Raw genomic sequence first — 26,405 nt, forward strand, 5'->3', positions numbered from 1 at the left:
GAGGGCCGTGAGGCCATGCCCGGCCGGCACGGCATGAGCGCCGCTGTCGGTACACGCGACTTCCTCCTGCCGGACCTGGGGGAAGGGCTGAGCGAGGCGGAGATCGTCGAGTGGCGGGTCGCCGTCGGTGACGTGGTCACCGTGGACCAGAGCGTGGTCGAGGTGGAGACCGCCAAGGCCGTCGTCGACGTGCCCTGCCCGTACCCCGGCCGGGTGGTGGCCCTGCACGGCGCGGCGGGCGAGGTCCGCCCGGTCGGCCAGCCGCTGATCACCATCGAGCCGCTCGACGGCGACGACGCCCCGGACCCGCATGCCACCTACCGCGAGGAGGAGCGGGCCGGCTCCGGCAACGTCCTGATCGGGTACGGCACCGGCCACGGCGGTCCGGGTCGGCGGCGACGTCGACCCCGCCTCGCGGTGGCTTCCGAGCCCGCCCCGACGGCCCCCGCGGCCGTCCCGGCCGGTCCTGCGGCCCCGACGGGTCGCGCGGTCCCGGGTGGCTCGTCGACGCCGCCCGGCTCGCTCGCGGCCGCGGACCGGGACTCCGAACCGGCGCGGGCCTCCGGACCGGCGGCGGCGCCGCTGGTCATCTCGCCGATCGTGCGGCGGCTGGCGAAGGAGCACGGGATCGACCTGGCGTCGGTGCGCGGCACCGGCCCGGGCGGCGTGATCCGCCGGGTCGACGTGGAGGCGGCCCGGACCGCTCCGCCAGCCCGGCTGGCCGCCGTGCCGGACGCCCCGGACGCGCACGTCGGGCTCGCCCCGACCGGCGACGGCGACGTGGTCGTCCCGCTCACCGGCATCCGCAAGGTGATCGCCGACAAGCTCTCCCGCAGCCGGCGGGAGATCCCCGAGGTGACCATCTGGGTGGACGTGGACGCGACCGGGCTGCTGGAGACCCGGGCCGCGATCAACGCCGCCTCCCCGGACGCGCCGGTGAGCATCCTCGCCCTGCTGGCCCGGATCTGCCTCAGCGGGCTGCGGCGGTACCCGCAGCTCAACGCGCGGGTCGACACCGAGGGGCAGCGGATCGTCCAGTCCGCCGGGGTGCACCTGGGCATCGCGGCGCAGACCGACCGCGGGCTGGTGGTGCCGGTGCTGCGCGACGCCCAGCGGCTGACCACCCGGGAGCTGGCCGCCGCGCTCGCCGAGACCACCGCGTCGGCCCGTGCGGGCACGCTGCCCCCGGCGCGGCTGAGCGGCGGCACGTTCACGCTCAACAACTACGGCGTCTTCGGGGTGGACGGTTCCACGCCGATCATCAACCACCCGGAGGCGGCGCTGCTCGGCGTCGGCCGGATCGTGGACAAGCCCTGGGTGGTGGACGGACAGCTCGCCGTCCGCAAGGTGACCCAGCTCAGCCTCACCTTCGACCACCGGGTCTGCGACGGCGGGGTGGCCGGCGGGTTCCTGCGCCACGTGGCCGACTGCGTCGAGCAGCCGGCCCTGCTGGTCGCCAACGTCTGACCCCCCGCCCCCGGCCCCGGCCCCCACCGAGGGGGCCGGGGCCGCTCGCGTCCCCGCCGCCGCGCCCGCGATCTTGCACTTGCTGCCCTCGATGTGCCCGATTCGCACCCTTCTCGAGGGCCGCAACTGCAAGATCGCGGCAGTGGTGCGGGTGGCGTGGGTGTGAGCCGGCTCGACCGGCGTGCGACGTCCAGCGCTGCCCGTCTCGCCGGGCCGGCCCCCCGTCGATCATGAGGTTGGCGGGGGCGAATCGGGGGCGTGCGCCGTCAACTTCATGATCGACGGATGAGGGGCGGGCGGGGCGCGGGGCGGGCGGTGGTGCGCGAATCGGGCGGAGGGGGCGTGGGGCGCAAGCCGGGACGGGAATTACCTGTCCGGCACGATTCGCGCAGCCGTTTCCGAGCAATTCCGCCGAAGGTGCCACAGCGTGACGCCGGGCCTACAGAATGTGGGCGAGGGGACGCGGAAATGGGGGGCGAAATATGTTTGTGAGGCGACGACTGACGCTATTCGCGATGACTGTCGCAGTCGCGCCACTGGCGGTCGGCGCGTGCACCGCCGGCCCGAAGTCGGTGGCGCGCAAGGCCGAGGCGGCCCCGCCGTCGGTCACCGTGACACCGATCGACCGGGCCCGGGACGTGCCGATCAGCGCGGAGGTGGGCACGAAGGTCAGCAACGGCAGGGTGACCGCTGTGAAGCTCACCGACGACAAGGGCCGCCCGGTGCCGGCGCAACCGCGCGAGGACGGTTCCGGCTGGGTGCCGGACCGCCCGTTGGCGAATTCCCGGGCGTACACGGCCGAGGTGACCGTTACCGGCGATTCCGGAAAGACCACCACGCGCAAGACGACGTTCACGACGATGGCCAAATCCACCAAACCGGCCATCACCAGTGAATTGTATTTCCGGGACAACCAGACGTACGGGACGGCGATGCCGGTGGTGCTCGGTTTCGACCCGCCGATCCCGGAGCAGGCCCGCGCGGACGTGCAGCGCCGGCTGTTCGTCAAGACCGACCCGCCGCAGCCGGGCACCTGGTCCTGGGTGGCCGACGGCAAGCAGGCCGAGTACCGGGCGCCCGACCGGTGGAAGCCGGGTACGAAGATCAGCGTGCGCAGCGCGCTGGAGGGGCTGCCCATCGGCAAGGAGGCGGTGGGCGACGCGGACCGGGTGGCGTCGGCCAAGGTGGGGCGGCAGGTGTCGCTGGACATCGACAACACCACCAAGCAGATGGCCGTCTACCAGGACGGCAAGCTGCTCAAGAAGGTCCCGGTCAGTCTCGGCAAGCCGAGCACGCCGAGTTCCAGCGGCACCATGGTGATCATGGAAAAGCACGAGCACACCACGTTCGACACCCGGGGTGAGCCGGACGGCGGCTACGTGGTCGACGTGGACGACGCCCAGCGACTGACCTGGGGCGGCGAGTTCATCCACTCGGCGCCGTGGTCGGAGGGGGAGCAGGGCTTCAACAACACCTCGCACGGCTGCACCAACGTCTCGGCCACCGCCGCGGACTGGCTGATGGGCATCACCCAGGTCGGCGACCTGGTGACCGTCAAGGGCACCGAGGTGCAGCTCCAGCAGGGCAACGGCTTCACCGCCTGGAACGTCGGGTGGAACGAGTTCGCCAAGGGCAGCGCGCTGCCCGTACCGGCGGGCCTGAAGCCCACGCAGAGTCCGACGCCGCACCCGGGCGCGGTGGCCGGCGGGTCGTCGCCCGCCCCGGCCCCGAGCCGGAGCAACAGCGGCGGCTGAACCGGGGGAGGAACGGCCACCGGGCCGGCGTCGCGTCCGCGGCGCCGGCCCGGCGCCGTCTCAGTCCAGGTCGACGCGGGCCACGCCGGTCGCGGTCAGGCTGCCCAGCCAGAGCTGCCGGCCGTGCTGCCGCACGCCGGTGACCATCGGGTACGCCCCGCTCGGGCCGTGCAGCGTGCGCAGCACCCGCCCCGCGTCGTCGACCAGCGCGACCAGCCCGTAGCGGCGGGGCTGCGGCTGCACCGCGCCCGGCAGCAGGGCGACGATCTGCCGCACCCGGGGATGGGGCAGCAGCCGCTCCATGATCGGCAGGCGTGGGCTGGGCAGCGCGATCCAGTACGTCCCGTCGCCGACCGCGGAGACGTTGTCCGGGTAGGCCGGCAGGTCGGCCAGCACGGTGGCCCGCCCGCCCGGCAGCTCGACCCGCAGCAGCCGGTGGGTGGCGGTCTCGACCAGCATCAGCGCCGACTCGTCCGGGGTGAGGGCCAGCCCGTTGGGGAAGTAGAGCCCGTCCGCCACCACGTCGGTGCGCCCGCTGCGCCGGTCGTAGGCCAGCACCCGGCCGTTGGGTCGGTGCTCCAGCAGGTCGCGTTTCCACTGGGACAGCGGGAACCGGTCGGAGCTGTCGGTGAAGTAGACGGTGCCGTCCCGGGCGACCGCCGCGTTGTCGGCTAGGTGCACCGGCGGCCCGCTGCCGGTCAGCTCGTGCACCGCGCCGGCCGGGTCGACCCGCAGCAGCCCCCGGTAGGCGTCGCAGACCAGCAACCCGCCGTCGACCGGGTCCAGCTCGATGCCGAGCGGCCGGCCGCCGGTCTCGGCGAGCAGCGTGGGCCGGGTGCCGGCCGGGGCGTCCGCCGGCCACCACCAGAGCCGGCCGTCCTCGTCGCCGCTGATCGCCCGGCCCTCGGCGTCGACGACCACGTCCTCCGGCCCGTGCCCGCCGGCGGGCAGCGGCAGCAGGTCGGCGCGATCGAGGCGGGTGTCGCCGGGGGCCCAGGGCCCGTCCAGCGGCGGCGGCACGGTGGCCGGCTCACGGACCGGCCGGATCAGCAGGGGCGCACGCGGGCGGGGCACAGACACGGCCATCGGCTCATTGTGGCCCGGCCGACGCGTCGACGGCAGTCCCGGCCGGCGTGTCCGCGTGGCGGGCCGGTCCGTGGGGCCGGCTGCTCGCGCTCAGAGGGCTGCCGGCGGCGCGGGCGGGTGGGCTGCGGCCTCGCGCGGGCCGGTCCGGAGAGGGCCCGGTGCGGAGCCGGCGGGCGGCTGCGGGATGACCCTGAGCGGCCTCGGGGTCGGCACCCGGGCGCTACCCGGAACCCCCGCGCGGACGTGGCGGAACTGTCGGTGGGCGCCGGTAGGTTTGCCGCATGGCAGACAGCGGCGACCGCTTCCACGTGGCGACGGAGGTGCACGACCAGGTGGTCGTGCTGCGCCCGGTCGGCGAGATCGACATCGCCACCGTGACGGCGTTCCGGGCCGCGCTCTGGGCGGCGCCGGCGCGGCCGGTGCTGCGGGTCGACCTGTCCGGCGTCAGGCTGCTCTCCGCGGCCGGGGTGCGCGCGCTGGTCGCCGCGCACCTGCGGGTGCGGGCACGCGGCGGCGAGCTGGTGCTGGTCGACCCCGACCCGGTGGTCTCCCGGGTGCTGCGGGTGACCGGGCTGCACCGGGTGCTCCCGGTGCGCGAGTCGACCCGCCCGTCGGAGCTGCTCGCCTGCGCGGCCTGACCGCCGCCGGGCCGCCGACACGCCGCCGGGCCGCCGGCGCGATGCCGACGGCCCGGGGGACGGGGAGCGCTCAGCGCACGCCGAGCAGGTCCACCACGAAGACGAGCGTCTCGTTCGGCTTGATGACGCCGCCAGCGCCGCGGGCGCCGTAGCCCAGGTGCGGCGGGATGGTGAGCCGGCGCCGGCCGCCCACCTTCATGCCGATCACGCCCTGGTCCCAGCCGGCGATGACCTGGCCGCCGCCGAGCGGGAACTCGAACGTCTCGCCCCGGTTCCACGAGGCGTCGAACTCGCGGCCGGTCGAGTGCGCCACGCCCACGTAGTGCACGCTGGCCAGCTGGCCCGGGCGGGCCTCCGGGCCGTCGCCGACCGTGATGTCCTCGATGACGAGATCGGCGGGCGGCGCGCCCTCGATCGGGCCAACCTCGGGCTTGTCCATGAGCGGGTCTCCTCGGTGCTGACGGTGTGGTCACCGTCGATCCTGCCCGATCGCGACCGGCCGATACGCGCCGGTCCCCGCCGGGGCGCGGCGGGGGCGTACGACCGGGCGGGCGCCGCCTGTCGGCGACGCCCGCCCGGGGCGACCTGCTCTCGGTTACCTCACTTCAGCCAGGGGAGGCGCTGGACCAGGGGGAGCTTCGCCCAGGCGCGGCCGAGGCCGAGGGTGTTGCCGGCGCCGACCAGAGCCAGACCGGCGAGCAGGCCCGCGTAGATGAGGTGGTCGTCCATGAAGGGGTTGTTCTCGGGAGGCAGCACCGCCGTCCACATCAGGACCAGGAGCAGCCCGCCGGTGGCGGCGGCGATCCGGGTGCCGATGCCGAGCAGCAGGGCCACGCCGATGCCGAGCAGGCCGAGCATGAACAGCCAGTCCGCCCAGGCCGCGCCGGCGATGTCGTGGTAGATGTCCGCGAACGGGCCGGCCACCGCGTTGCCCAGGAAGCCCTTGGTCGGGCTGCCGCCGTTGATCCAGGCGTTCTTCGCCGGGGTCTCGTGCCCCAGGCCGAACATCTTGTCGAGGAAGGCCCAGAGGAACGTCCAGCCCAGGGCGAGCCGCAGCCCGGCCCAGACGTACCGGGTGGCCTTCTGGCGGGGGGTCTCGGCCGCCGGAGCGATGGTGGCGGCGGGGGTCCGCTCGATTGTCGCGGTCATGGTCTCCACGTCCCTTCTGTGCCTCGCACCGCGTTCCCGGTGGCACCTTCATTCCACTCCCCGGCGAGGGCCGGCAGCAGGGCCGACGGTGCCCCCGTGACCGGGTCCTTGGTCCCGTCCCGACCCGGTCCGGACGGCCCCCGGCGGACCGGTCCGCCGCCTCTGCCCGGGCGCCCGGGCGGCGGCCTAGCGTCGCTGGTGCAGGCCCGGCACGAGGAGGTCGTGATGAGGACGTGGCAGGTGGCCGACGTGATGACCAGGGACGTCGCGACGGTGGGCGAGGACACCCCGTACCGCGACGTCGTCGACGTGCTGGTCCGGGAACGGGTCAGCGGGGTTCCGGTGGTGGACTCGTTCCACCGCGTGCTCGGGGTGGTCTCCGAGGCGGACCTGCTGCACAAGGTGGAGCGCTCCGGCCACCCGGACGAGCGGCGGGTCTTCGAGGGGCGGCGCCGGCGTACCGCCCGGGAGAAGGCGGGCGCGCTGGTGGCCCGCGACCTGATGACCGCGCCGGCGGTCACCACGCACGAGCGGGCGTCGCTGGCCGCGACGGCCCGGCTGATGGACCGCGAGGCGGTCAAGCGGCTGCCCGTCCTCGACGACCTGGGCCGGCTGGCCGGCATCGTGACCCGGGGCGACCTGCTCCGGGTGCACCTGCGCACCGACGCGGAGATCCGCGAGGACGTGGTGCACGAGGTGCTGCGTCGGGTGCTCTCCGTGCGGGACGGCCTGGTGACGGTCCAGGTCCGCGGCGGGGAGGTCACCATGGACGGACGGCTGGACCGGCGCAGCGCCGTCGACCTCGCCGGACGCCTGGCGGGCCAGGTCGCCGGCGTGGTCGCGGTGCACAACGCCGTCGGGTACGACGTGGACGACACCACCCTGATGGAGCTGGACCCGGTGCACGCCACCCCGATCGCCTGACCGTCCCCGTTCCGGGCCCCGCCGACGCCGGTGGGGCCCGGGACGTGTCGGGCGTCCGAGCCCGCAACCGGCGACGGCCGCCCCACAGTTGGGGCGGCCGTCGCCGTGCCGACGGTCAGCCGCGCAGCGCCGGCTCGGTGGAGGCCCGGGCCGCCGGGACCGGCACCGGGACCACGACCACCGGGCAGCTCGCCTTGCGGACGCACTCCTCACTGACCGAGCCGAGCACGGTGTGCCGCAGCCGGTTGTGCCCGTGGCTGCCCAGCACCAGCAGGTCGGCCGTACGGGCGGCGGCGGTCAGCACGTCCGCCGGCCGGCCCTCGGCCACCTCCCCGGCGACCGGGTGGCCGGCACCCTGCCGCCGGACGAGGTCCGCGATCGCCCGGTCGAGCAGCTCCTCCGCGTGTCGCCGCTCGTCGGTCGGGTTCGTCGCGGTGGTCGGCCCCGCCTCGATGCCGTCCCACCGCCAGGCGACCACCGCCTGCACCGTGCCGCCGCGCGCCGCCGCCTCGTCGGCGGCCCAGTCCAGGGCGCGCCGGCCGCCGTCCGACCCGTCGACGCCCACCACGATCAGTCGGTTCTGGTTCATGGCCCACTCCCTTCGTCCTGCCCGCAGTGCACACCCGCGGCGGCGACCCCGGACAGGCGCGAAGGACCCGATCGGGCGGGCCGTCCGTCCCGCCCGCGGCGGCGACGGGTCAGACCGGGGCGGCGAGCTGGGCGGCGAGCAGCGCCGGCGCCTCGGCCAGCGAGGGGCCGTACCAGGTCAGGTGCCGGCCCGAGACCAGCACCGAGGGCACGCCGGGGAACGCCTCCGGCCCGTCGTCGGCGGTGAACCGGTACGGCTCGTCGGGCAGCACCACCAGCTCGGGCGCGCGGGCGCGCAGGACGTCCAGCGCCGGTCGGGGATAGCGCTCCGGATCCCCGGCCCAGCCGTTGACCACACCGAGCCGGCGCAGCACGTCCCCGGCGAACGTGTCCCGGCCCAGCACCACCCAGGGGCGCCGCCACACCGGCACCACCGCGGTGCGGACCCGCGCCGGCGCGGGCGGGGCGGCCCAGGCCCGGCGGGCCGCCCGCAACCACGGCGGCTCGTCCGGCGCGCCGATCGCGGCGACCAGCTCGCCGAGCTGGTCGAGGGCCTCCGGCACGGTACGCGGGAAGGTGACCCGCACCGGCACCCCGGCCGCGCGCAGCGCCTCCGCGTCGGCCAGCCGGTTCTCCTCCTCGTTGAGCAGCACCAGGTCGGGCGCGAGCGCCAGTACCCGGTCCAGGTCGGGATATTTCGTCCCGCCGACCCGGGTCACGTCCAGCCCGTCCGGGTGGGTGCACCAGTCGGTCGCGCCGACCAGCACCTCCGGGCGGGTCGCCGCGACCGCCTCGGTCAGCGAGGGAACCAGTGACACCACGCGCACGGTCGTCCTCCTCGTACCGCCCATCCTGGCGCATCGACGGCCGCCGGTCGGGTGGCCGACGCCGGGGGACCGGTCGACAATGAGCGGATGCCTCCGCGCCCCGCCGCCCTGCCGGCCCCCGACTACGGCGTCCCACCGGCCGAGGCGCTGCCCCGGGCCCGTGAGTTCGCCGACCAGCTGGTCCGCCGACGCACCGTACGCGACTTCAGCGACCGGCCGATCCCACCCGGGGTGCTGGCCGAGGCGTTGCGGGCCGCCGCGTCGGCGCCGAGCGGGGCGAACCGGCAGCCGTGGCGGTTCGTGGTGCTGACCGACCCGGCGCTGAAGCGACGCCTGCGGGCCGCCGCCGAGGCCGAGGAGCGCGTCTTCTACGAGCGGCGTGCGCCGGAGGAGTGGCTGGCCGCGCTGGCCCCGCTCGGCACCGACGCCAGCAAGCCGTTCCTGGAGACCGCGCCGGCGGTGATCGTGGTGTTCGAGGTGCACCGCGGGCCCGGGTCGCCCCGGCCCTACTACGTCAAGGAGTCGGTGGGGATCGCCGTCGGGTTCCTGCTCGCCGCGCTGCACCACGCCGGGCTGGCCACGCTCACCCACACGCCGAGCCCGATGCGCTTCCTCAACGAGCTGCTCGACCGGCCGGCCGAGGAGCGGGGCAACCTGATCATCCCGGTGGGCTATCCCGCGCCCGACGCGACGGTGCCGGACATCGACCGGAAGCCGCCGACCGAGGTGGTGCTCTGGCGCTGACCGGTCAGCGCACGGCGGGCGCCGGCTCGGGTTCCAGGCCCGCCACCGGCACGCCCTGCCGCACCGCCCACTCCACCGCGGCCCGCAGGTCCGCCGTGGGCAGCGGCCGCCGGGTGGTCACCGCCACGGCCGCGTGCACGGTGTACGCGAGGAACGGGTACGACCGGGCCAGCTCACCGATGGCCTCGTGCAGCCGTGCGACCACGGCCAGCGCCTCCGGCTCGCCGAGCGCCGGCAGGACGAGCTGGAACTCGTTGTCGGCGACGCGGACCGCCCGGTCGACCGGGCGCAGCACGCCGGTGACCGCGGCCAGGACGGCCTGACCCTCCCGGGCGACGCTGCGCCGGCCGAAGCGTTCCGGCGCGCCGGCCGGCTCGTCCACCCGCAGGCCGACCAGGGCCACCGGCAGCGTGCCGGAGGCGGTCACCCCGTCCGCGCCGGTCCACCGGCGCAGGCCCGGCTCGTCGAGCATGCCGTCGGTCGGCTCGACCGCGCGCACGCCCCGGTCGCCGCGCCGGGCCAGCAGCCGCAGCGCCGCCTCGGCCCGGGACTCGCCCGGCCCGGCCGGGATCTCCCGTACCCGGGCGACCGCCTCGTCCAGCGCGGACCGGGCCGCGGCGGGCAACCGTTCGGCGAGCCGCTCCCGCAGCCGGATCACCTCGTGCAGCGCCTCGTCCCGGCGGAATCCCCACCGCCCGTCGAAGAGCCGGCCGGACTCGAGCGTCGGCGCCGGCCCGACCTCGCCCCGGTCGTACGCCACCAGGGTGGCGCCGAAGCGCGGGGTCAGCGCCACCACGCTCCACTCCCGGGCCAGATCCTCGGCCTCGTCCAACGCCACCCCGTACGTCCGGTCGGGCAGGTCGGGCGGGGGGCCACCGACCATGCCGACCACGGTGGTGGCGGCCCGACCGGCGATCCGCCGGTAGACCTCGCGCTCCCGGTCGAAGTACGGCAGCCGCTGGAAGAGCGCGAGCACCACGAGTGGGCCGTCCTCGGCCTCGGCCAGCGCGGCGCGTTCGATGGCGTGGGATACGGCGACGAGACTGCGTTTGGTGAATCGCTCCGGGGTCCGTCCGCTGTGCACCCGCCGAGCCTAGAGGGCCGGACCGGGTGGCGCACCGGCCGGCGGGTGCCCGGATTCGCCCGCACCGCCGAGGCGGTCACCATGATCGACGCCCTACACTCGGGCGTCGAGGCGAGCGACGGACGGATTGTGGCGAGATGACGAGCACCGGCAGCGTGGCCGTGTCCTGGTTGCGGCCGGTCCCGCCGGGCGTGCCGTCCCGGTTCACCCGGGCCGGCCAGGTCGGCTACGCCGACCGGCGCCTCGGCGAGCTGGTGCAGGGACGCCCGCCGGGGGTCACCGGCAGTCAGTGGAGCACCGCCGGCCGCGCCGGCCTCGACCTGGTGGTGTGCGCGGCCGACACGGGACTTCCGCGTTTCGCGGTCAGGTTCACCACGCCGGCGGCCGACGGGTCGCCGGCCCGCCGCGCGGAACGGCTGACCGACGCGGTCTGCGCCGCCGTCGGACTGCCGCTGGTGCGGGTCGAGTCGCCGACGCTCGGCGGTGCGGACCAGGCACGCCGGTTCGCCGAGTACGTCGTCGACGCCCGGGCCTACGCCGCGGGGACCGACCCGGACGACGGGGACACGATCGGGTTCCGGGACATCGAGGGCCGGCTCCCGGACGGCCGGCGGGGTCCGGTCAACGACCTCGGCGCGTTGGCCCGGGTCGACGCGGTCGAGGCGTACGTGGCGGGCCGGCTGGCCGACCCGATCGTGCGCGGCCTGCACGTGCGCTGGACCGACGGCCCGGCGGAGGGCTGGGGCTGGGTCGAGGTGCGGCCCGGCCGGTGCCTCGTCGAGCGGGTCCGGCTGACGTCCCGGGGGTTCGCGTGCGGGGTGGAGCCGGGTCGGCTCGCCGAGGACCTGGCCGTGGCGGCGCTGGGGGAGCGGCTGCGTGACCTCGACGCGGCGGCGCCGTCCCTGGTGGACCGGGGCGACCTGCGCGGGCAGGTGCGACGCCTCGCCGAGCGGCGGGACTCGTTCGACGGCGGTTTCGCGTTCGACCACCTCTGGGTCGACTGAACCGGGCCGTCGCGACCCGCCGATTTTTTTCCGATCTCCGGTTGAACCTTCGCCGTCGGCTCTCCGTACCTAAGCGGGAATGGACGCAGATCTTCCCGCCGCGCCCGGACGGCGCGGAGACGGTGCGGAAAGGGCACCGTCGGCCATTGACGCGCGACCCGTACGTCGCAGTGATCTCACCCCGAGGATTCGTCGTTCCGCCGGGATCACCAGTCAACTACCGGATCGAGAAGGAGAGCAATTCGATGCGCAGGTCCACACGGGCGCGCCGGTCATCCGGTAGCGCACGGAGCAAGCGGATGCTGGCCGTGGTCGGCACGCTCGCGGTCTTCGGCGGCATCGTCGCCGTCACCCAGATCTCGTCCGCCCAGGACCGGCGGACGAGCACCCGTGCCGCCTCGGCGTCCTGTGTGGCCCCGAGCCCGGGGGCGACCGCCCCGGGCGGCCAGGGCAGCACCACCCGCACCTGGCAGAACGGCCGCTGGGTCCGTAACCACTGGGGTGACGGGCAGATGTCGTCGGCCGAGTGTCAGCAGACCCGGGGCGGCGGCGCGGGCGCCGGCACCCCGACCGTGGCCTGCCCGGACGTCCGCGGCAAGCTGCCGCAGGTGCCCGGCCGGGCCCGCGCCGAGGTGGACCGCAACCTGGCACTGCTGGAGAGCCAGATCGCCGAGGCGAACCGGCGGCTCGCGCGGGACGGCCGCAACGGTGGCGACTTCATCAACAACGCCATCCTCCGTCCGCTCGCCGACAAGCGCACCGCGACGATCAACCGGATCGCCACCGCGATCGGCCGGGGCGGCCAGCGTCCGCAGGGCCTGGAGCAGCTCGCCGCGTGCGCCCTCGCCGACAACGCCCAGAACGGCGGCGGCCAGAACGGCGGCGGTCAGAACGGCGGCGGTCAGAACGGCGGCGACAACGGCGGTCAGAACGGTGGCCAGAACGGCGGGAACAACAACGGCGGCCAGAACGGCGGCAACAACGGCGGCCAGAACGGTGGCAACAACAACGGCGGCAACAACGGCTTGGAGGTGCTCGCCAAGGACTGCAGCGGCAGCCAGCTGGAGGCGCACAACGGTTTCCAGAACGGCAACCGGTGCGTGAGCACCGCATTCGGTGAGGTCGGCGCCGCGGCGAACAACCCCTCGCTGCTCATCACCCAGTTCCCGAACCAGGTGCAGCGCAACCAGCCGTTCACGCTCCGGGTCACCACGAAGAACCTGGTGCGGGACCGCTTCCTCGCCGCCGGTCAGGGTGGCTACTACCTGGAGAGCTCGCTGCTCAACGGCCAGGGTCTGGTGCGCGGCCACTTCCACACCGCCTGCCGGATGCTCGGCAGCACCCGGCAGCCCCCGAACCCGCAGGACGTGCCCGCGTTCTTCGTCGCGACCGAGGACGGCCGGGGCGGGTCCCAGCCGGACGACGTGCTGATCCAGATCCCGGGCCTGCCGGAGTCCGGCCTGGCGCAGTGCTCGGTCTGGGCCGGTGACGGCTCGCACCGCATCCCGATGATGGAGCGGGCCAACCAGACCCCCGCCATCGACGTGGTGCGCATCCAGGTCAACTGACCCGATCGACCGACGGCCGGAGCCGCCCGGGACCCCTCCCGGGCGGCTCCGGCCGTCGGTGCGTCCGAGTCGTCGATCAAGGAGTTGGCGTCCCGGCCCGCGCCGACTCCCGACGCGAACTCCTTGATCAACGGAGGGGGGCGGTAGGGCGGGTGGGCGGGAAAATTGGTGCCGGTGGGATCGGGGGGTGTGAAAATTGTCGACCTGGAAAAAGTCGACGGGGCCACGCCGATTTCTCAGCGTGACCCCGGGATGCCCGACGGTGAACCGGGAGGGTTCAGCGGTTCTTGTAGGCCTCGACGACCGAGACCGGGATGCGACCCCGCTCGGAAATCTCGTAGCCGTTCTTGGTGGCCCATTCGCGGATGGCGCGGTTCTGCTCGCGGTCCATTCCCGAGGTGCTCGGCCGGGTCGCGCGCCGGGTCGCCCGGCCGGTGTCGGCCGGGCCGCGACCGATCCGCCTGCCAGCGCTGATGTACGGGTCCAGCGCCTTGCGCAGGACGCCGGCGTTCTCGTCGGAGACGTCGATCGTGTAGGCCACGCCGTCCAGGCTGAACTCGACGGTCCGATCGGCCTTTCCGCCGTCGAGGTCGTCGGTCAGAACGGTGATTACTTTCCTTGCCATCGCCATTACTCCCTGTGTCGGGCGGGGTGTGGCTAAGAGTTTGACCTACCAAGCGGTAATTTCGCAACAATACCCGACTCCTTCCATTCGGCGGGTCGCGTAAACGGCGGCGCGGCAAATGGGTCGACAGGCGGGAGGGGCGACGCGGGCGGGGCGTGGGCGTGGCGTGGGTCACAAGCCGGAACAAGGGGCACGGTTTGTTACTTGAGCCAGACACGCTCAACCAACGTGATGGCAGGTGTTCGATGGCAACTCTTCCGGTACTTCCCCTGACCGACGCCGTCCTGCTGCCCGGGATGGTCGTCCCGGTGACCCTCGACCCGACCACCCAGGCCGCGGTCGACGCGGCCCGGGCCACCGGCGACAGGCAACTCCTGGCCGTGCCCCGCATCGACGGCGAGTACGGCTCCGTCGGCGTGGTCGCCACCATCGAGAAGGTCGGCCGGCTGCCCGACGGTGAGCCGGCCGCCGTGGTGCGCGGTCTCGCCCGTGCCCGCATCGGCTCCGGCGTACCCGGCCCCGGCGCGGCCCTCTGGGTCGAGGCGACCGCCCTCGACGAGCCCGCCCCCGCCGGCCGGGCCCGGGAACTGGCCCGCGAGTACCGGGCGCTGATGACCTCGGTGCTCCAGCAACGCGGCGCCTGGCAGGTCATCGACGCCATGGAGCGGATGACCGACCTCTCCGAGCTGGCCGACTCGGCCGGCTACGCGCCCTGGCTCAGCCTGGCGCAGAAGACCGAACTGCTCGCCGCGCCGGACGTCACCGCCCGCCTCGAGCTGCTGGTCGGCTGGGTGAAGGAGCACCTGGCCGAGCAGGAGGTCACCGAGCAGATCACCAGCGACGTCCGCGAGGGGCTGGAGAAGTCCCAGCGCGAGTTCCTGCTCCGCCAGCAGCTCGCCGTGATCCGCAAGGAACTGGGCGAGGACGAGCCGGACGGCTCCGCCGACTACCGCTCCCGGGTCGAGTCCGCGGACCTGCCCGAGAAGGTGCGCGAGGCCGCCCTGCGCGAGGTCGGCAAGCTGGAGCGGGCCAGTGACGCCTCACCGGAGGCGGGCTGGATCCGTACCTGGCTCGACACCGTCCTCGAGATGCCGTGGAACACGCGTACCGAGGACAACACCGACCTGGCCGCGGCGCGGGCGGTGCTCGACGCCGACCACGCCGGGCTGACCGACGTGAAGGACCGCATCCTGGAGTACCTCGCGGTGCGCAACCGCCGCGCGGAGCGCAACCTCGGCGTGGTCGGCGGTCGCGGCTCCGGCGCGGTGCTCGCCCTCGCCGGCCCGCCCGGCGTCGGCAAGACCAGCCTCGGCGAGTCGGTCGCGCGGGCGCTCGGGCGTACCTTCGTCCGGGTCTCGCTCGGCGGCGTCCGCGACGAGGCGGAGATCCGGGGCCACCGGCGCACCTACGTCGGCGCGCTGCCCGGCCGGATCGTGCGGGCCCTGCGGGAGGCCGGCTCGATGAACCCGGTAGTGCTGCTCGACGAGGTCGACAAGCTCGGCGTGGGCTACTCCGGCGACCCGGCGGCGGCCCTGCTGGAGGTGCTCGACCCGGCGCAGAACCACACCTTCCGCGACCACTACCTCGAGGTCGACCTCGACCTGTCCGACGTGTTGTTCCTGGCCACCGCCAACGTGGTGGAGTCGATCCCCGGCCCGCTGCTGGACCGGATGGAGCTGGTCGGCCTGGACGGTTACACCGAGGACGAGAAGGTGGCGATCGCGCGGGACCACCTGCTGCCCCGGCAGCGGGAGCGGGCCGGGCTCACCGCCGAGGAGGTGACCGTCGCCGACGAGGCGCTGGCGCTGATCGCGGGTGAGTACACCCGGGAGGCCGGGGTCCGGCAGCTCGAACGGGCGCTCGCCAAGATCCTGCGCAAGGTGACCGTGGCGTTGGCGTCCGACCCGGCGCCGGTCCGGGTCGACACCGGCAACCTGGCCCGCTACCTGGGCCGGCCCAAGTTCACCCCGGAGTCGGCCGAGCGGACGGCGGTGCCCGGCGTGGCGACCGGCCTGGCGGTCACCGGCGCCGGCGGCGACGTGCTCTTCATCGAGGCGACCAGCATGGAGGGCGAGCCGGGGCTGACCCTCACCGGTCAGCTCGGCGACGTGATGAAGGAGTCGGCGCACATCGCGCTGTCGTACCTGCGCTCCAACGGTCGACGGCTCGGCATCGACCCGAACGCGCTCGCCGGGCGGCGGATCCACGTGCACTTCCCGGCGGGCGCGGTGCCCAAGGACGGGCCGAGCGCCGGCATCACCATGGTGACCGCGCTGGCCTCCCTGGTGACCGGCCGCCCGGTGCGGCCGGAGTTCGGGATGACCGGCGAGGTGACGCTCTCCGGCCGGGTGCTGCCCATCGGCGGGGTGAAGCAGAAGCTGCTCGCCGCGCACCGGGCCGGCCTGACCGAGGTGATCATCCCGAAGCGCAACGAGCCGGACCTGGACGACCTGCCGGCCGAGGTGCGCGAGGCGCTGACCGTGCACACCCTGGCCGACGTCGCGGACGTGCTCGCGCTGGCGCTGCGCCCGGCCGACGTCGACGCGCAGACGCTCGGCGGCCAGCCCGTCGCCGCCTGAGGTGAAAGGAAGGGCCCCCTGTTAACGCCTCGTGCATGGCAGGGGGCCCCTCTTAACCGCCTTACCGGTGGTCGTCGCCGTCGCGGTCGCGGCGGACGGTGGCTTTGCGCCCCTTGATGGTGCTGCCCCGCAGGCCCCGGATCACCTCGTCGGCCATCGCCTGCGGCACCTCGACCAGCGAGAACCGGTCCGCGATCTCGATCGAGCCGATGTCGCGCCCGTTGATCCGGGTCTCGCCGGTGATCGCGCCGACCAGGTCCTGCGGCCGTACCCCGGCCCGCCGGCCCAGCCCGATGAAGACCTGCGTGGTGCCCGCGCCCCGGGACCGGGTGCCACCGCGCCGGTCCCGGCTGTCGTACCCGGGCCGCGCCTCCCGGTTCGGACGGACGGCGACCTGGGGGATCTCCTCCTCGTCGGCCGTGCCGGGCAGGGTGGCCTCGTGGGCCAGCCGGACCGCGGCGAGCGCCACCTCCATCAGGTCGAACTCGTCGGTCAGCGACTCGACGACCGCCCGGAACGGCTCCAGGTCGTCCTCCAGCAGCGACTCCCGTACCGCGGCCTGGGTCAGCTCGAAGCGCCGGGTCCGCAGGTCGGCCACCGTGGGGATCTTGTCGACCGAGATCCGCTGGCCGGTGACCCGCTCGATGGTCTTGAGCATCCGGTGCTCACGCGGCTCGGCGAGGGTGATCGCCACACCCTCCCGCCCGGCCCGGCCCACCCGGCCGATGCGGTGCACGTACGACTCCGGCGCCGAGGGCACGTCGTAGTTCACCACGTGGGTGAGCTGCTCGACGTCCAACCCCCGGGCCGCCACGTCGGTGGCGACCAGCAGGTCAGCGGTGCCGGCGCGCAGCCGACCCATCACCCGGTCCCGCTGTTCCTGGCTCATCCCGCCGTGCAGCGCCTCGGCCCGGTAGCCGCGGCCGTTCATCGTCTCGGTGAGCCGGTCGACCTCCTCCCGGCTGCGGCAGAACACGATGGCGGCGGTCGGCGACTCCACGTCCAGCACGCGACCCAGCGCGGCCGGCTTGTGCGCCCGCGCCACCAGGTACGCGCTCTGCCGCACCCGCGGCGCCGCCCCGGCCACCGCCTGCTCCCGCTCGATCCGGATCCGGACCGGGTCGGTCAGGTGCTGGCGGGCGAGCCCGTCGATGCGGGCCGGCATGGTGGCCGAGAAGAGCACCGTCTGGCGGCCCTCGGGGGCGTGCTCCAGGATCGCCTCGATGTCCTCGGCGAAGCCCATGTCGAGCATCTCGTCCGCCTCGTCCAGCACCACCGTGGCCACCGAGCCCAGCCGCAGCGTGCCCCGGGCGATGTGGTCGAGGGCCCGGCCGGGCGTCGCCACCACCACGTCCACCCCGTGGTCGAGCGCACGCAACTGCCGGCCGATCGGCTGCCCGCCGTAGATCGGCAGCACCCGGGCGCCGAGGTCCTTGCCGTAGCGGTGGAACGCCTCGGAGACCTGCACGGCCAGTTCCCGCGTCGGCACCAGCACCAGCGACACCGGGTCGCCGCCCGGCCGGTCCGCCGGCATGCGCTGCAGCAGCGGCAGGGCGAACGCGGCGGTCTTGCCGGTGCCGGTGGCCGCCTGCCCGAGCAGGTCCCGACCGGCCAGCAACGGCGGGATGGCCTCGCGCTGGATCGGGGTCGGCTCCTCGTAGCCGAGGGCGGACAGCGCGCCCAGCAGTTCGGTGCGCAGCCCGAGATCCGCGAAGGCGGTGGCGTCCTCGGCGTCGGCGGGAAGGGCGGGGTCGGTCGGGGTCGGTGCGGAACTCATGTGGCAAGCCTTTCATCACCGCCGGACGGTGGTCGCGGCGACCGGCGTAAACGTTCGCCGCGCCACCCCCGGCGTCCGTGCGGGTGAGCCGGCCCGGCCCCGTGACCGGGCCGGCTCACCCGGACGTGACGGCCAGCAGGGTGGTCACCCCCACCGCCACGTCCAGCGCGATGCACCACTGCGCGTACCCGCGTGGCACCACCCCGTCGGCGCGGTGGTGCCACAGGTCCCAGCCGGCGTGCCCGAGCCAGCCCAGGCCGACGAGCGTGCCGGCGACCCCGGCCGGCGCGGCCAGCGCCACGGCCGCCAGGCCACCCCAGACGGCCAACCCCAGGAGCTGGACGGCGAGCTGACGCCGGTCGCCGAACCGCCGTCGCCAGGCGCCGAGGACCAGGTAGCCGCCGGGCAGCACGAGCAGCGTCCACGGCGAGAACACCGTCGGGGCGAACCACAGGTCGGCGGTCATGAGCAGCGCCAGCCCGACCGGCCAGCGACGGGCCACGGCCGCCGCCACCGGGTGTCGGCGGGGCGGCGCGGCGACCGGGTGGCGGTGCCGCAGCGCCACCAGCGCCATCGCCGGCACCATCAGCAGGTGCCCGCCGAGCAGCAGCGCGTCGTCCCCGACCCACCCCGCCCACCAGGGCGGCAGGAGCAGCAGGAACGGCACGTACATGGCCGCGCTCATCTCCCCGGTGGCGGCCCACGCGTCGCCCCGGTACCACATCCAGGCGACCATGCCCAGCGCCATGTCGGTCGCCATCACCAGCGCGCCCACGTCCGGCCGGGCCAGCATGCCCGCGCCGCCCAGCAGGACCCCGCCCACCCGCCACAGCGGGCCGAGCAGCACCATCCCGGCCACCATCGCCACGGCCATCCCGGCCAGGTGCCGGGCCCGTCCCCACCCGGCCCACCGCCGGGGTACGCCCACCGTCATCTCCGTCATGCCCCGACCCTGCCCGGGCCGGGCGCACCGGGACAGGCGCGTCCGTCACCGGAAATCCGTGCGGGACGCACGGGTCGGCCGTGACATTTCGCAGCGGTCCGCCGGGACCGGCACCACCTAGGATCGGCGGGCATGACAGTCGATTCGGCGGACCACCGGCTGCGCCGGGCCCGGCGGGTCACCCTGCTGTCGCTGGCCACGAACGTGTGGACCACGGTGCTGCTGCCCGCCGTCGGCCTGGCCCGGGAACCGGATCCGCTGCGGGCGACGCTCGGCGCCGTCGGCCTGCTCGCCTTCACGGCGGCGCAGGTGGCGGTGCTGCACGCGGCGGTGACGCCGTGGCTCGCCACGGCCGCCCGGCGGCGCCGGCACGTCGCCCTGGTGGCGGCCGCGCTGCTCAGCCTGCCCCTGGTCGGCCCGGTCGCGGCGGGCGCGTGGCCCACCTGGGCCTGGCTGGGCGCCTCCCTGGTCGGCATGACACCGCTGCTGCTCCGGCCCGCTACCGGGGTCCTCGCCGCGGCGGGCGTGCTCGCGGTCTCGGCGGCGGTCACCGCGACGACCGGGGGACCGGTGCCCACCGCTCTGCTGGTCACCGGCGGGGTGGGCGCCGGCATCGCCGCGCTCACCGGGGTGCAGGTCTGGTTCTGGGACGTGCTCGTGGAGGCCCGGCAGGGCCAGGCGGCCCGGGCCCGGCTGGCCGCGGCCGAGGAGCGGCTGCGCTTCGCCCGCGACGTGCACGACCTGCTCGGGCACGACCTCACGGTGATCGCGCTCAAGGCCGAGCTGGCGGAACGGCTGGCGCCGGTGGACGGCGAGCGGGCCGGCCGGGAGGCGGCGGAGGCCCGGCGACTCGCCGCGTCGGCGCTGACCCGGGTACGGGCGGCCGTGCACGGCTACCGCACCGTCGACCTGGCCGAGCAGGTGGCCGCGGTGGGGGAGGTGTTGCGCTCCAGCGGGGTCCGCTGCACCGTGGTGCCGCCGGCGGGCGACCTGCCCGCCCCGGTCGCCGCCGACCTCGCCGCCGTGCTGCGGGAGGCCGGGACGAACGTGCTGCGGCACAGTCGGGCCGGCTGGTGCCGGATCGAGATCACCCGGGAGGACGGCCTGGTGACCCTGACCGTACGCAACGACGGGGTCCGTGACGCCGGGCCGGACCGGCTCAGCGGCGGCCTGCGCGGGCTGGCCGACCGGCTGGCCCCGGCCGGCGGACGCGTGCGGGCGTCCGCCGAGGACGGCGTGTTCAGCCTGGTGGCGACCGTGCCGGTGACGTCGTGATCCGGGTCCTGCTGGCCGACGACGAGGAGCTGATCCGGCTGGCGCTGGCCGCCCTGCTCGACCTGGAACCGGACATCGAGGTGGTCGCGCACGCCGCCGACGGTCGCGCCGCCCTGGCCGCGGCGCTGGCCCACCGCCCTGACGTCGCCGTCCTCGACCTGGAGATGCCGCCGCCCGGCGGCGTGGCGGTCGCCGCCGAACTCGCCCGGGCGCTGCCCGCGTGCGCGCCGGTGATCCTCACCGGGCACGGCCGGCCCGCCCAGCTTCGACCGGCGCTGGCCGCCGGCGCCCGTGGCTTCCTCGCCAAGGGCGCTCCGGGCGGCGCGCTGGCCGACGTGATCCGCCGGGTGCACTCCGGTGCGCGGTACGTCGACCCGGCCCTCGCCGCCGACGCGCTGACCCTGCCCGAGTGCCCGCTGACCCCGCGCGAGCTGGAGACGCTCCGGCTGGCCGAACTCGGCACTCCGGTCGCGGTGATCGCCCGACGTACCCACCTGGCCGCCGGGACGGTCCGCAACCACCTGAGCGCGTGCGTGCAGAAGCTCGGCGCCGCCGACCGGGCCGAGGCGGTCCGGCGGGCCCGGGAGGCGGGATGGCTCTGATCCGTCCCGGTCGGCCGGCCCTTCGGGGCGTCGTGGCTGACCGACGGCGACTAGCCTGATCATGTGCGGACGGTCGAGTTGCTCTGCTCGCCGGAGCTGGACGCGGCGGTGCGGGCGGCCTGGGACCGGCTCGCCGCCGCCGGCCTGCCCAGCCTGGCCCGCAACACGCACCCGACGAACCGGCCGCACCTGACGCTCGCCTCGGTCGACGAGTTCCCGCCCGGCGCCGAGCAGCGCCTGGCCGACCTCTGCGACGCCGCGCTGCCGCTGCCGGTGCGGCTGGACCGGCTGGCCGTCCTCGACGGCAGCGCCCCGCTGGTCTGGCTGGTCCACCCGACACCGCAGCTGGTCGCGCTGCACGGCGCGGTCTGGGACGTGCTGGCCGAGGCGTCCGGCCCGCACCCCTGGCACCTGCCCGGGCGCTGGGTGCCGCACCTGAGCCTGGCGCTGCGGTTCCGGGGCGCGGACCGCCGCCTCGCCCGGGCGGTCGCCGGAGCGGACCGCCCGGGCGGCGCGTTCGTGGCGGCCCGCAGCTACGACGGGGACACGCGCACGGTCTCCGAGCTGGCCGGGACCTGCCCGCGTCCGGACCGCTGAGCGGGGCCGCCCGCGAGGTGCGGGCGGCCCCGGCGGGTCAGCGGTGGAAACGCAGGTAGTCGAACTCGGCCGTCACGGCGGGCGTGGCGCCGCCGTGCGCGACCAGCCCGATCCGGGGCGTGGTGTCGGCCGGGAACGTCCACACCGCCCCCCACGTCCAGTGCTTCCCGTCGCGGCTGGAGCCGGCGCGGAACTCGTGTTCCCCGGTGACCCGGTCGACGTGGTGGGCCAACCGCAGCCAGGTGGTGGTGCCCGGCGTGCCGACGATGCTGCCGCCGTACACCGGCTGCCCGGCGAAGGGCAGCTCGTAGCCGTACTCGACCTGACGGGTGTTCCAGATCGCCACCTGGGTCAGCCGGGCGAACCGGTCGTCGTCGACGTACGCGACCAGGCCCGCCTGCTGGTAGTTGCGGACCGTGTCCTCGCCCAGGTCGAGCGTCACCTTCGTCTCGGCCACGTAGTCCCCGGCGGGCGCGTCGCGCAGCAGCACCCCGGCGGTGTTGCCGGTGCCGGACAGGTCGGCGTCCTGCACCGGCCAGCGCAGCGCGCCGCCGGCCACGGTGACGGCCGGATCCGGGCGTACCCAGCGCCAGGCCGGGTCGAGCCCACCGGTGAACTCGTCGGAGAAGCCGCGCAGCACCGGGCCGACCCGGGGCGGCGCGACCGGGTGCCGGACCGGGCGGTACAACCGGGCGGCGCTGACGTTGTCGAACTCGGCCGGCCCGCCCTGGGCCCGCAGGACCAGCGCACCGGTCGTGGGGCGGGGGAGCCGGAGCGACACCCGGGCGACCGGGTCGCCGAGGCGGGACGGGCTGAGCGTGGCGACGAGCTGCCGGCCGCGTACCTCGACCGCGAGGGTGTGCCGGTGGGTCAGGTCGGTCCCGGCGGGCAGCGCCGTCGCGGCGGCGCCGGCGGTCAGCCGGCCGCCGCCGACCCGGACGTCCACGCCGCCGAGCCGCAGCCCGGCGGTGGCCGCGCCGGTCAGCCGCAGGTCGGTCTCCGCCCGCAGGTCGCCGCCGATCCCGGTACGCGAGGCCAGCGCCCCGGTGCCGGTCAGCACCCCGCCGGCCGCCCGCCACGTGCCGCTCTCGACCCGCCAGTCGCGCAGGTCGGACGTGGCGAAGCGGGCGTCGACGCGGCCCGTGGTGACCGGCGCGGGGCGGGCGCCGTCGGAGGGGCCGGCGCCGGCGTTCACCGTCGGCCAGCCGTCGATCCAGTCGAGCCGGTCCAGCAGCATCGGCCGCTCGTTGACGCCGAAGGGCTCGTCCAGGTAGGGGTCGGCCCGGTCGATCGCGTGGTAGGCGATCCAGTCCTGCCCGGACAGGTCGGTGAGCACGGCGTTGTGGCCGGTGCCGATCCAGCGGTTGCCGTTCTGGGTCAGCACCGGGGTGCCGCCGGCGCGGGAGACGTCGAGGCGCTGGCCGTCGCGGTCGGTGAACGGGCCGCGCGGGTCACGGGCCCGGCCGACCTGGACGGAGTAGCCGGTGGCCGGGCCGGCGCAGCAGTTGGCGGTGGAGGCGAAGAGGTAGTACCAGCCGTCGCGGCGCACCACGTAGGCGCCCTCGAACTTGTTGTCGATGGCGACCGGGGTCGGCGTGCCGACCGCGCGCAGGCCGTCGGGGGACAGTTCGGTGACCGCGATGCCGCCGTAGTAGCTGCCGTAGTAGAGCCAGGACCGGCCGTCGGCGCCGGTGAGCTGGCTCGGGTCGATGGTCCACAGGTAGCCGCCGCCCGCGCCGGGACGCGGGGCGACCACCGGCTCGTCGGCGAACGTCCACGGTCCGGCCGGGCTCGGCGCGGTGGCCACCCCGACCGCGGTGTCGAAGGTGTCGGCGGAGACGGTGGTGTCGGTGACGGTCATGTACATGACCCACCGCCCGCCGAGCCGGCGGACGTCGGGCGCCCAGAACGCGGCGCCCGGCGCGGCGTACGCGGGCCGGTGGTCGGGGGCGAACGCGTCGCCGACGTAGCTCCAGTCGACCAGGTCGGCGGAGCGGGCGATCGGCACCCGGTGCGGTGTTCCCTCGCCCTCGCGCAGCGGGTCGGAGGTGCCGAAGGCGTACCAGAGCCCGTCGTCGCCGCGGACCACGACCGGGTCGGCGAAGGTGTCGGCGAACCCGGCGGAGACCGGGTTGCGGTAGCGGTCGGGCCCGGCGGCGGGCGCGGGTGACGCGCCGGCGAGCAGAAGGGTGAGGACGGCGGCGAGCACGCCGCCGCGGCGGAGGTGTCCCATCAGGCCTGCCTTGGAGGTAGACGGAGGTCACTGCGGTGCACCCGTTTGTACAACGTTGGATACAACGATGTAAAGAGCCGCCTCGCGCCACCTTCCGGTCCGGCCCGAACCGTGGCCGTGCCAGCATGGTCCGATGACCACCCGCGCCGACGGCCGAGGGCTGGCCGGACTCGCCGCCCTGCTCGCCGATCCCACCCGGGCCGAGTTCTGTCTCGCCCTGCTCGACGGACGCGCCTGGACCGCCGGTGAGCTGGCCCGCCGCGCCGGGGTCGCGGCCTCCACCGCCAGCGATCACCTCACCCGGCTGGTGCGCGGCGGCCTGCTGGCCGAGGAACGGCAGGGCCGGCACCGGTACGTCCGCCTGGCCGACCCGTCGGTCGCCCAGCTCCTCGAGGACCTGACCGCGCGGGCGCCCGCCCCGGCCACGCCGCCCCGCACGTTGCGCGCCGCGTCGGCCGGCGCCGCCCTGGCGTACGCCCGGACCTGCTACGACCACCTCGCCGGGCGACTCGGCGTGCTGCTGCACGACGCGCTGCTCGCCCGCGGTGTGCTGGACCGGGCCGGCGGCCTCGCGCTCACCCCGGCCGGGATGTCCTGGCTGGCCGAGGTGGGCGTGCCGGTCGAGCGGCTGCGCGCCGCCCGTCGACCGCTGGTGCGCGACTGTCTGGACTGGACCGAACGGCGGCCGCACCTGGCCGGCGCGCTCGGCGCCGCGTTGTGCGGGCGCTTCCTCGACCTCGGCTGGATCGCGCGGGGGACCGGTCGGGCGGTGCGGCTCACCCCGGCCGGGCGGGACGGCCTCGCCGCCGCCCTCGCGCTCGACCCGGGGCTGCTCGCCCCGCCCACCTCCCGCGACACCGGCCCCGCCCGCGCCTGATCCGCCCGCCCGTCCCGTCCGCCCCGGCGGCCCGGTCCGCCTGATCGAGGCCAGGTCGGCGAGCTGGTGGGGTCGACGTGCCCCTGACGCCGCCAGCTCGCCGACCTGGCGCGGCGATCGTTCGGTCCGGACCGAACGATCGGCGTCCTACGGTCGGGTGGTGGACCTACCGACGATCACGGCCGCCCCGGGCACGCCGGCCTGCGGACCGCCGACCCGAGGCGACGACGGCTGGCTGGTCACCCGGCACGCGGACGTCATCGCCGCCCTGACCGATCCCCGCTGCGTGGTGCCGCCCGCCGGGCCGCCCGGCGTCGCCGGCTCGCTGGCCTGGCTGCGCGCGTCCGTCAGCCGCTTCAGCCCACCGGAGCGTCACCCCGGCCGGCGGGCGATCGCGGTGGCGGCGCTGGACGAGCTCGACCCGCGGGACCTGTCCCTGGCCGCCGCACGGCGGACCGGCGAGATCCTCGACCGGTCGGCGTCGCCCGTGCCGCCCCTGTTAAGAGGGGTCCCTTGCACTACCGGAGGCGTTAACAGGGGGCCCTTCCTTGCACCCCGGGTGGAGGTGATGGGGGCGCTGGCGCGGGGCGTACCGCTGGTGGTGCTGGGGGAGCGGCTCGGCCTGGCGGATCCGGCGGCGGCCGCCCCGGCGGTGACGGCGGTGGCCGCCGCCTACCATCCGGGCGCGGCGCCGGCCGCGCTCGCGCGGGCCGACCGGGCGGTGGCCGCGTTGGTGGCGATGTCGCCACCGGCGCCGGCCGAGGTGACCGCGAACCGGATCGGGCTGCTGGTGCAGGCCGCCGACGCCACGGCCGGGCTGATCGGCGCGGCGGTCCGGCACGGGCTCACCGCGCCGGCCGGGCTCGCCACCGCCGCGCTGCTCGCCGAGGTGCTGCGGCTCGACCCACCGGTACGCGCCACCCGCCGGATCACCACCGCCGCACTCGACCTGGGCGGCCGGTCGATCCGGGTCGGCGAGCCGCTGCTGCTCCGCTTCGACGCGGCGAACCGGGACCCGGCCGTCCATCCGGAGCCGGACCGGTTCGTGGTCGACCGGTCCGGTGGGGCGCTGACGTTCGGCGCCGGCGCCCGGGGCTGCCCGGGGTCGTGGCACGCGTTCGCCCTGGCCGCCGGTGTGGTCGACGTGCTGCGCCGCCGCTGCGCACCGGTCGACGCTCCGGTCAGCTACGCCCCGCATCCGACGCTGCGCGTCCCGACCCGTCTCGAGGTGACCCTGCGATGAGCGACCGCCACGCGGCCTTCCGCGCGCTGCACCGGCCCGGCCGCCCCCTGCTGCTGCCCAACGCCTGGGACCACGCGTCCGCGGCGGCGCTCACCGCCCGGGGGCATGCCGCGATCGGCACGACCAGCCTCGGTGTCGCGGCGGCCGCCGGTCGGCCGGACGGCGCCGGGGCGACCCGGGCCGAGACCCTGGACCTGGCCCGTCGCCTGCGGCACCTGCCGGTGCTGCTCACCGTCGACGTGGAGGACGGCTTCGACGAGGAGCCCGCGGCCGTTGCCCGCTACGTCGGCGAGCTGGCCGCCCTGGGAGTGGTGGGGGTGAACCTGGAGGACGGCCGTCCGGACGGCACCCTGACCCCGGCGCCGCTCGTCGCGGCGAAGATCGCGGCAGTACGCGCGGCGGCGCCGGGGCTCTTCGTCAACGCCCGCACCGACGCGTGGTGGCTGGACGTGCCGGCGCCGCTGGCCGAGGCGCGGCGCCGGGCGGCGGCGTACCGGGCGGCGGGCGCCGACGGCTTCTTCGTCCCCGGCGCGCCCGACGACACGGTCGGCACGCTGGTGGCGGAGGCCGGACTGCCGCTGAACGTCCTGCACCGGCCGGGCGGGCCGGACCTGGACCGCCTGGGCCGGCTCGGGGTGGCCCGGGTGAGCACCGGTTCGCTGCTGTTCCGGGCGGCCCTGGGTGCGGCGTTGCGTCGGGTCGACGCGGTCGCCGCCGGGGCGGACACCGGCGAGCCGGCCGCGCCGGGGTACGCCGAGGTGCAGCAGCTGTCACGGCGGTTCGCCACCTGATCGGGCACCTTCGGAGGAGATAGGAGGATT

Annotated in this window: 24 protein-coding genes; 14 read left to right on the plus strand and 10 right to left on the minus strand. The window is 75.7% G+C overall.

The genetic code is table 11. From position 1 onward, the window contains the following. Positions 1-33 precede the first annotated feature (33 nt). Together CO540_RS02565 and CO540_RS02570 are read left to right on the plus strand one after the other, a co-directional pair. The gene (locus CO540_RS02565; RefSeq protein ID WP_253866682.1) at positions 34-1,467 is read left to right on the plus strand and encodes a dihydrolipoamide acetyltransferase family protein; all 1,434 of its coding nucleotides are present in this window, start codon (positions 34-36) and stop codon (positions 1,465-1,467) included. Positions 1,468-1,949: 482 nt separating this feature from the next. Further along, positions 1,950-3,221, plus strand: a complete 1,272-nt coding sequence (locus CO540_RS02570) for an Ig-like domain-containing protein (RefSeq protein ID WP_172967777.1) — start codon at positions 1,950-1,952, stop codon at positions 3,219-3,221. Between the two features lie 60 nt (positions 3,222-3,281). On the opposite strand, the gene CO540_RS02575 is transcribed toward CO540_RS02570, so the two are convergent. Beyond that, positions 3,282-4,307 carry an SMP-30/gluconolactonase/LRE family protein gene (locus CO540_RS02575; RefSeq protein ID WP_253866384.1) on the minus strand — a complete coding sequence of 342 codons (1,026 nt, stop codon included), beginning with the start codon at positions 4,305-4,307 and terminating at the stop codon, positions 3,282-3,284. A gap of 281 nt (positions 4,308-4,588) precedes the next feature. Between CO540_RS02575 and CO540_RS02580 the strand changes: the two genes are divergently transcribed. Further along, complete coding sequence (locus tag CO540_RS02580; RefSeq protein ID WP_099160749.1) at positions 4,589-4,945, plus strand: STAS domain-containing protein; 357 nt, start codon at positions 4,589-4,591, stop codon at positions 4,943-4,945. A 70-nt stretch (positions 4,946-5,015) separates the two neighbouring features. Here the strand turns inward: CO540_RS02580 and CO540_RS02585 are convergent, their stop codons facing one another. Both CO540_RS02585 and CO540_RS02590 read right to left on the minus strand, forming a co-directional pair. Further along, complete coding sequence (locus tag CO540_RS02585) at positions 5,016-5,384, minus strand: FKBP-type peptidyl-prolyl cis-trans isomerase (RefSeq protein WP_091574174.1); 369 nt, start codon at positions 5,382-5,384, stop codon at positions 5,016-5,018. 161 nt (positions 5,385-5,545) lie between these two features. Further along, positions 5,546-6,103 carry a DoxX family membrane protein gene (locus CO540_RS02590; RefSeq protein ID WP_172967778.1) on the minus strand — a complete coding sequence of 186 codons (558 nt, stop codon included), beginning with the start codon at positions 6,101-6,103 and terminating at the stop codon, positions 5,546-5,548. Between the two features lie 216 nt (positions 6,104-6,319). Between CO540_RS02590 and CO540_RS02595 the strand changes: the two genes are divergently transcribed. Continuing rightward, complete coding sequence (locus tag CO540_RS02595) at positions 6,320-7,018, plus strand: CBS domain-containing protein (protein WP_098746209.1); 699 nt, start codon at positions 6,320-6,322, stop codon at positions 7,016-7,018. 115 nt (positions 7,019-7,133) lie between these two features. Here CO540_RS02595 and CO540_RS02600 read toward each other — a convergent pair whose 3' ends face one another. Both CO540_RS02600 and CO540_RS02605 read right to left on the minus strand, forming a co-directional pair. Continuing rightward, the gene (locus CO540_RS02600; RefSeq protein WP_099160750.1) at positions 7,134-7,607 is read right to left on the minus strand and encodes a universal stress protein; all 474 of its coding nucleotides are present in this window, start codon (positions 7,605-7,607) and stop codon (positions 7,134-7,136) included. A gap of 109 nt (positions 7,608-7,716) precedes the next feature. Beyond that, positions 7,717-8,433, minus strand: coding sequence for a helical backbone metal receptor (locus tag CO540_RS02605; protein WP_091574176.1), 717 nt, complete (start codon positions 8,431-8,433; stop codon positions 7,717-7,719). Between the two features lie 87 nt (positions 8,434-8,520). Here CO540_RS02605 and CO540_RS02610 point away from each other — a divergent pair, with 87 nt between their 5' ends. Continuing rightward, positions 8,521-9,177, plus strand: coding sequence for a nitroreductase family protein (locus CO540_RS02610; RefSeq protein ID WP_099164556.1), 657 nt, complete (start codon positions 8,521-8,523; stop codon positions 9,175-9,177). Positions 9,178-9,181: 4 nt separating this feature from the next. Here the strand turns inward: CO540_RS02610 and CO540_RS02615 are convergent, their stop codons facing one another. Beyond that, complete coding sequence (locus CO540_RS02615) at positions 9,182-10,261, minus strand: DICT sensory domain-containing protein (RefSeq protein ID WP_099160751.1); 1,080 nt, start codon at positions 10,259-10,261, stop codon at positions 9,182-9,184. 137 nt (positions 10,262-10,398) lie between these two features. On the opposite strand from CO540_RS02615, the gene CO540_RS02620 reads away from it, so the two are divergent. Further along, positions 10,399-11,265 (plus strand): DUF2726 domain-containing protein, encoded by an 867-nt coding sequence (locus tag CO540_RS02620; RefSeq protein ID WP_099160752.1) that lies wholly within the window; start codon positions 10,399-10,401, stop codon positions 11,263-11,265. A gap of 299 nt (positions 11,266-11,564) precedes the next feature. Then, a complete protein-coding gene (locus CO540_RS02625) occupies positions 11,565-12,833 on the plus strand; it encodes a hypothetical protein (protein ID WP_099160753.1) in 1,269 nt (422 codons plus the stop codon). A 277-nt stretch (positions 12,834-13,110) separates the two neighbouring features. On the opposite strand, the gene CO540_RS02630 is transcribed toward CO540_RS02625, so the two are convergent. Then, a complete protein-coding gene (locus CO540_RS02630) occupies positions 13,111-13,458 on the minus strand; it encodes an Lsr2 family protein (RefSeq protein ID WP_099164557.1) in 348 nt (115 codons plus the stop codon). Between the two features lie 245 nt (positions 13,459-13,703). Here CO540_RS02630 and lon point away from each other — a divergent pair, with 245 nt between their 5' ends. Further along, a complete protein-coding gene (gene lon / locus CO540_RS02635; RefSeq protein WP_099160754.1) occupies positions 13,704-16,037 on the plus strand; it encodes an endopeptidase La in 2,334 nt (777 codons plus the stop codon). Positions 16,038-16,098: 61 nt separating this feature from the next. Here the strand turns inward: lon and CO540_RS02640 are convergent, their stop codons facing one another. Both CO540_RS02640 and CO540_RS02645 read right to left on the minus strand, forming a co-directional pair. Next, on the minus strand, positions 16,099-17,814 hold the full coding sequence (locus CO540_RS02640; RefSeq protein WP_099160755.1) for a DEAD/DEAH box helicase: 1,716 nt from the start codon (positions 17,812-17,814) through the stop codon (positions 16,099-16,101). 115 nt (positions 17,815-17,929) lie between these two features. Then, positions 17,930-18,757, minus strand: a complete 828-nt coding sequence (locus CO540_RS02645; RefSeq protein WP_099160756.1) for a hypothetical protein — start codon at positions 18,755-18,757, stop codon at positions 17,930-17,932. A 132-nt stretch (positions 18,758-18,889) separates the two neighbouring features. Here CO540_RS02645 and CO540_RS02650 point away from each other — a divergent pair, with 132 nt between their 5' ends. The 3 genes from CO540_RS02650 (at position 18,890) to CO540_RS02660 (ending at position 21,231) form a co-directional block, all read left to right on the plus strand. Beyond that, positions 18,890-20,032 carry a sensor histidine kinase gene (locus CO540_RS02650; protein WP_099160757.1) on the plus strand — a complete coding sequence of 381 codons (1,143 nt, stop codon included), beginning with the start codon at positions 18,890-18,892 and terminating at the stop codon, positions 20,030-20,032. After that, positions 20,029-20,634 (plus strand): response regulator transcription factor, encoded by a 606-nt coding sequence (locus CO540_RS02655; RefSeq protein WP_091574184.1) that lies wholly within the window; start codon positions 20,029-20,031, stop codon positions 20,632-20,634. Before CO540_RS02650 ends, CO540_RS02655 begins: the two co-directional genes overlap by 4 nt. A 63-nt stretch (positions 20,635-20,697) precedes the next feature. Next, positions 20,698-21,231: a 2'-5' RNA ligase family protein gene (locus CO540_RS02660; RefSeq protein WP_099160758.1), complete on the plus strand. Its 534-nt coding sequence runs from the start codon at positions 20,698-20,700 to the stop codon at positions 21,229-21,231. 37 nt (positions 21,232-21,268) lie between these two features. Here CO540_RS02660 and CO540_RS02665 read toward each other — a convergent pair whose 3' ends face one another. Then, positions 21,269-23,464, minus strand: a complete 2,196-nt coding sequence (locus CO540_RS02665) for a family 43 glycosylhydrolase (protein WP_099160759.1) — start codon at positions 23,462-23,464, stop codon at positions 21,269-21,271. 133 nt (positions 23,465-23,597) lie between these two features. On the opposite strand from CO540_RS02665, the gene CO540_RS02670 reads away from it, so the two are divergent. The 3 genes from CO540_RS02670 (at position 23,598) to CO540_RS02680 (ending at position 26,375) form a co-directional block, all read left to right on the plus strand. Next, positions 23,598-24,341, plus strand: coding sequence for a helix-turn-helix transcriptional regulator (locus CO540_RS02670; RefSeq protein ID WP_099160760.1), 744 nt, complete (start codon positions 23,598-23,600; stop codon positions 24,339-24,341). A gap of 160 nt (positions 24,342-24,501) precedes the next feature. Then, positions 24,502-25,584 (plus strand): cytochrome P450, encoded by a 1,083-nt coding sequence (locus CO540_RS02675; protein WP_253866386.1) that lies wholly within the window; start codon positions 24,502-24,504, stop codon positions 25,582-25,584. Next, on the plus strand, positions 25,581-26,375 hold the full coding sequence (locus tag CO540_RS02680) for an isocitrate lyase/phosphoenolpyruvate mutase family protein (protein ID WP_099160761.1): 795 nt from the start codon (positions 25,581-25,583) through the stop codon (positions 26,373-26,375). Before CO540_RS02675 ends, CO540_RS02680 begins: the two co-directional genes overlap by 4 nt. Positions 26,376-26,405 lie beyond the last annotated feature (30 nt).

It is taken from the genome of Micromonospora sp. WMMA2032, from assembly GCF_002688545.1.
Lineage (GTDB): Bacteria > Actinomycetota > Actinomycetes > Mycobacteriales > Micromonosporaceae > Micromonospora > Micromonospora sediminicola.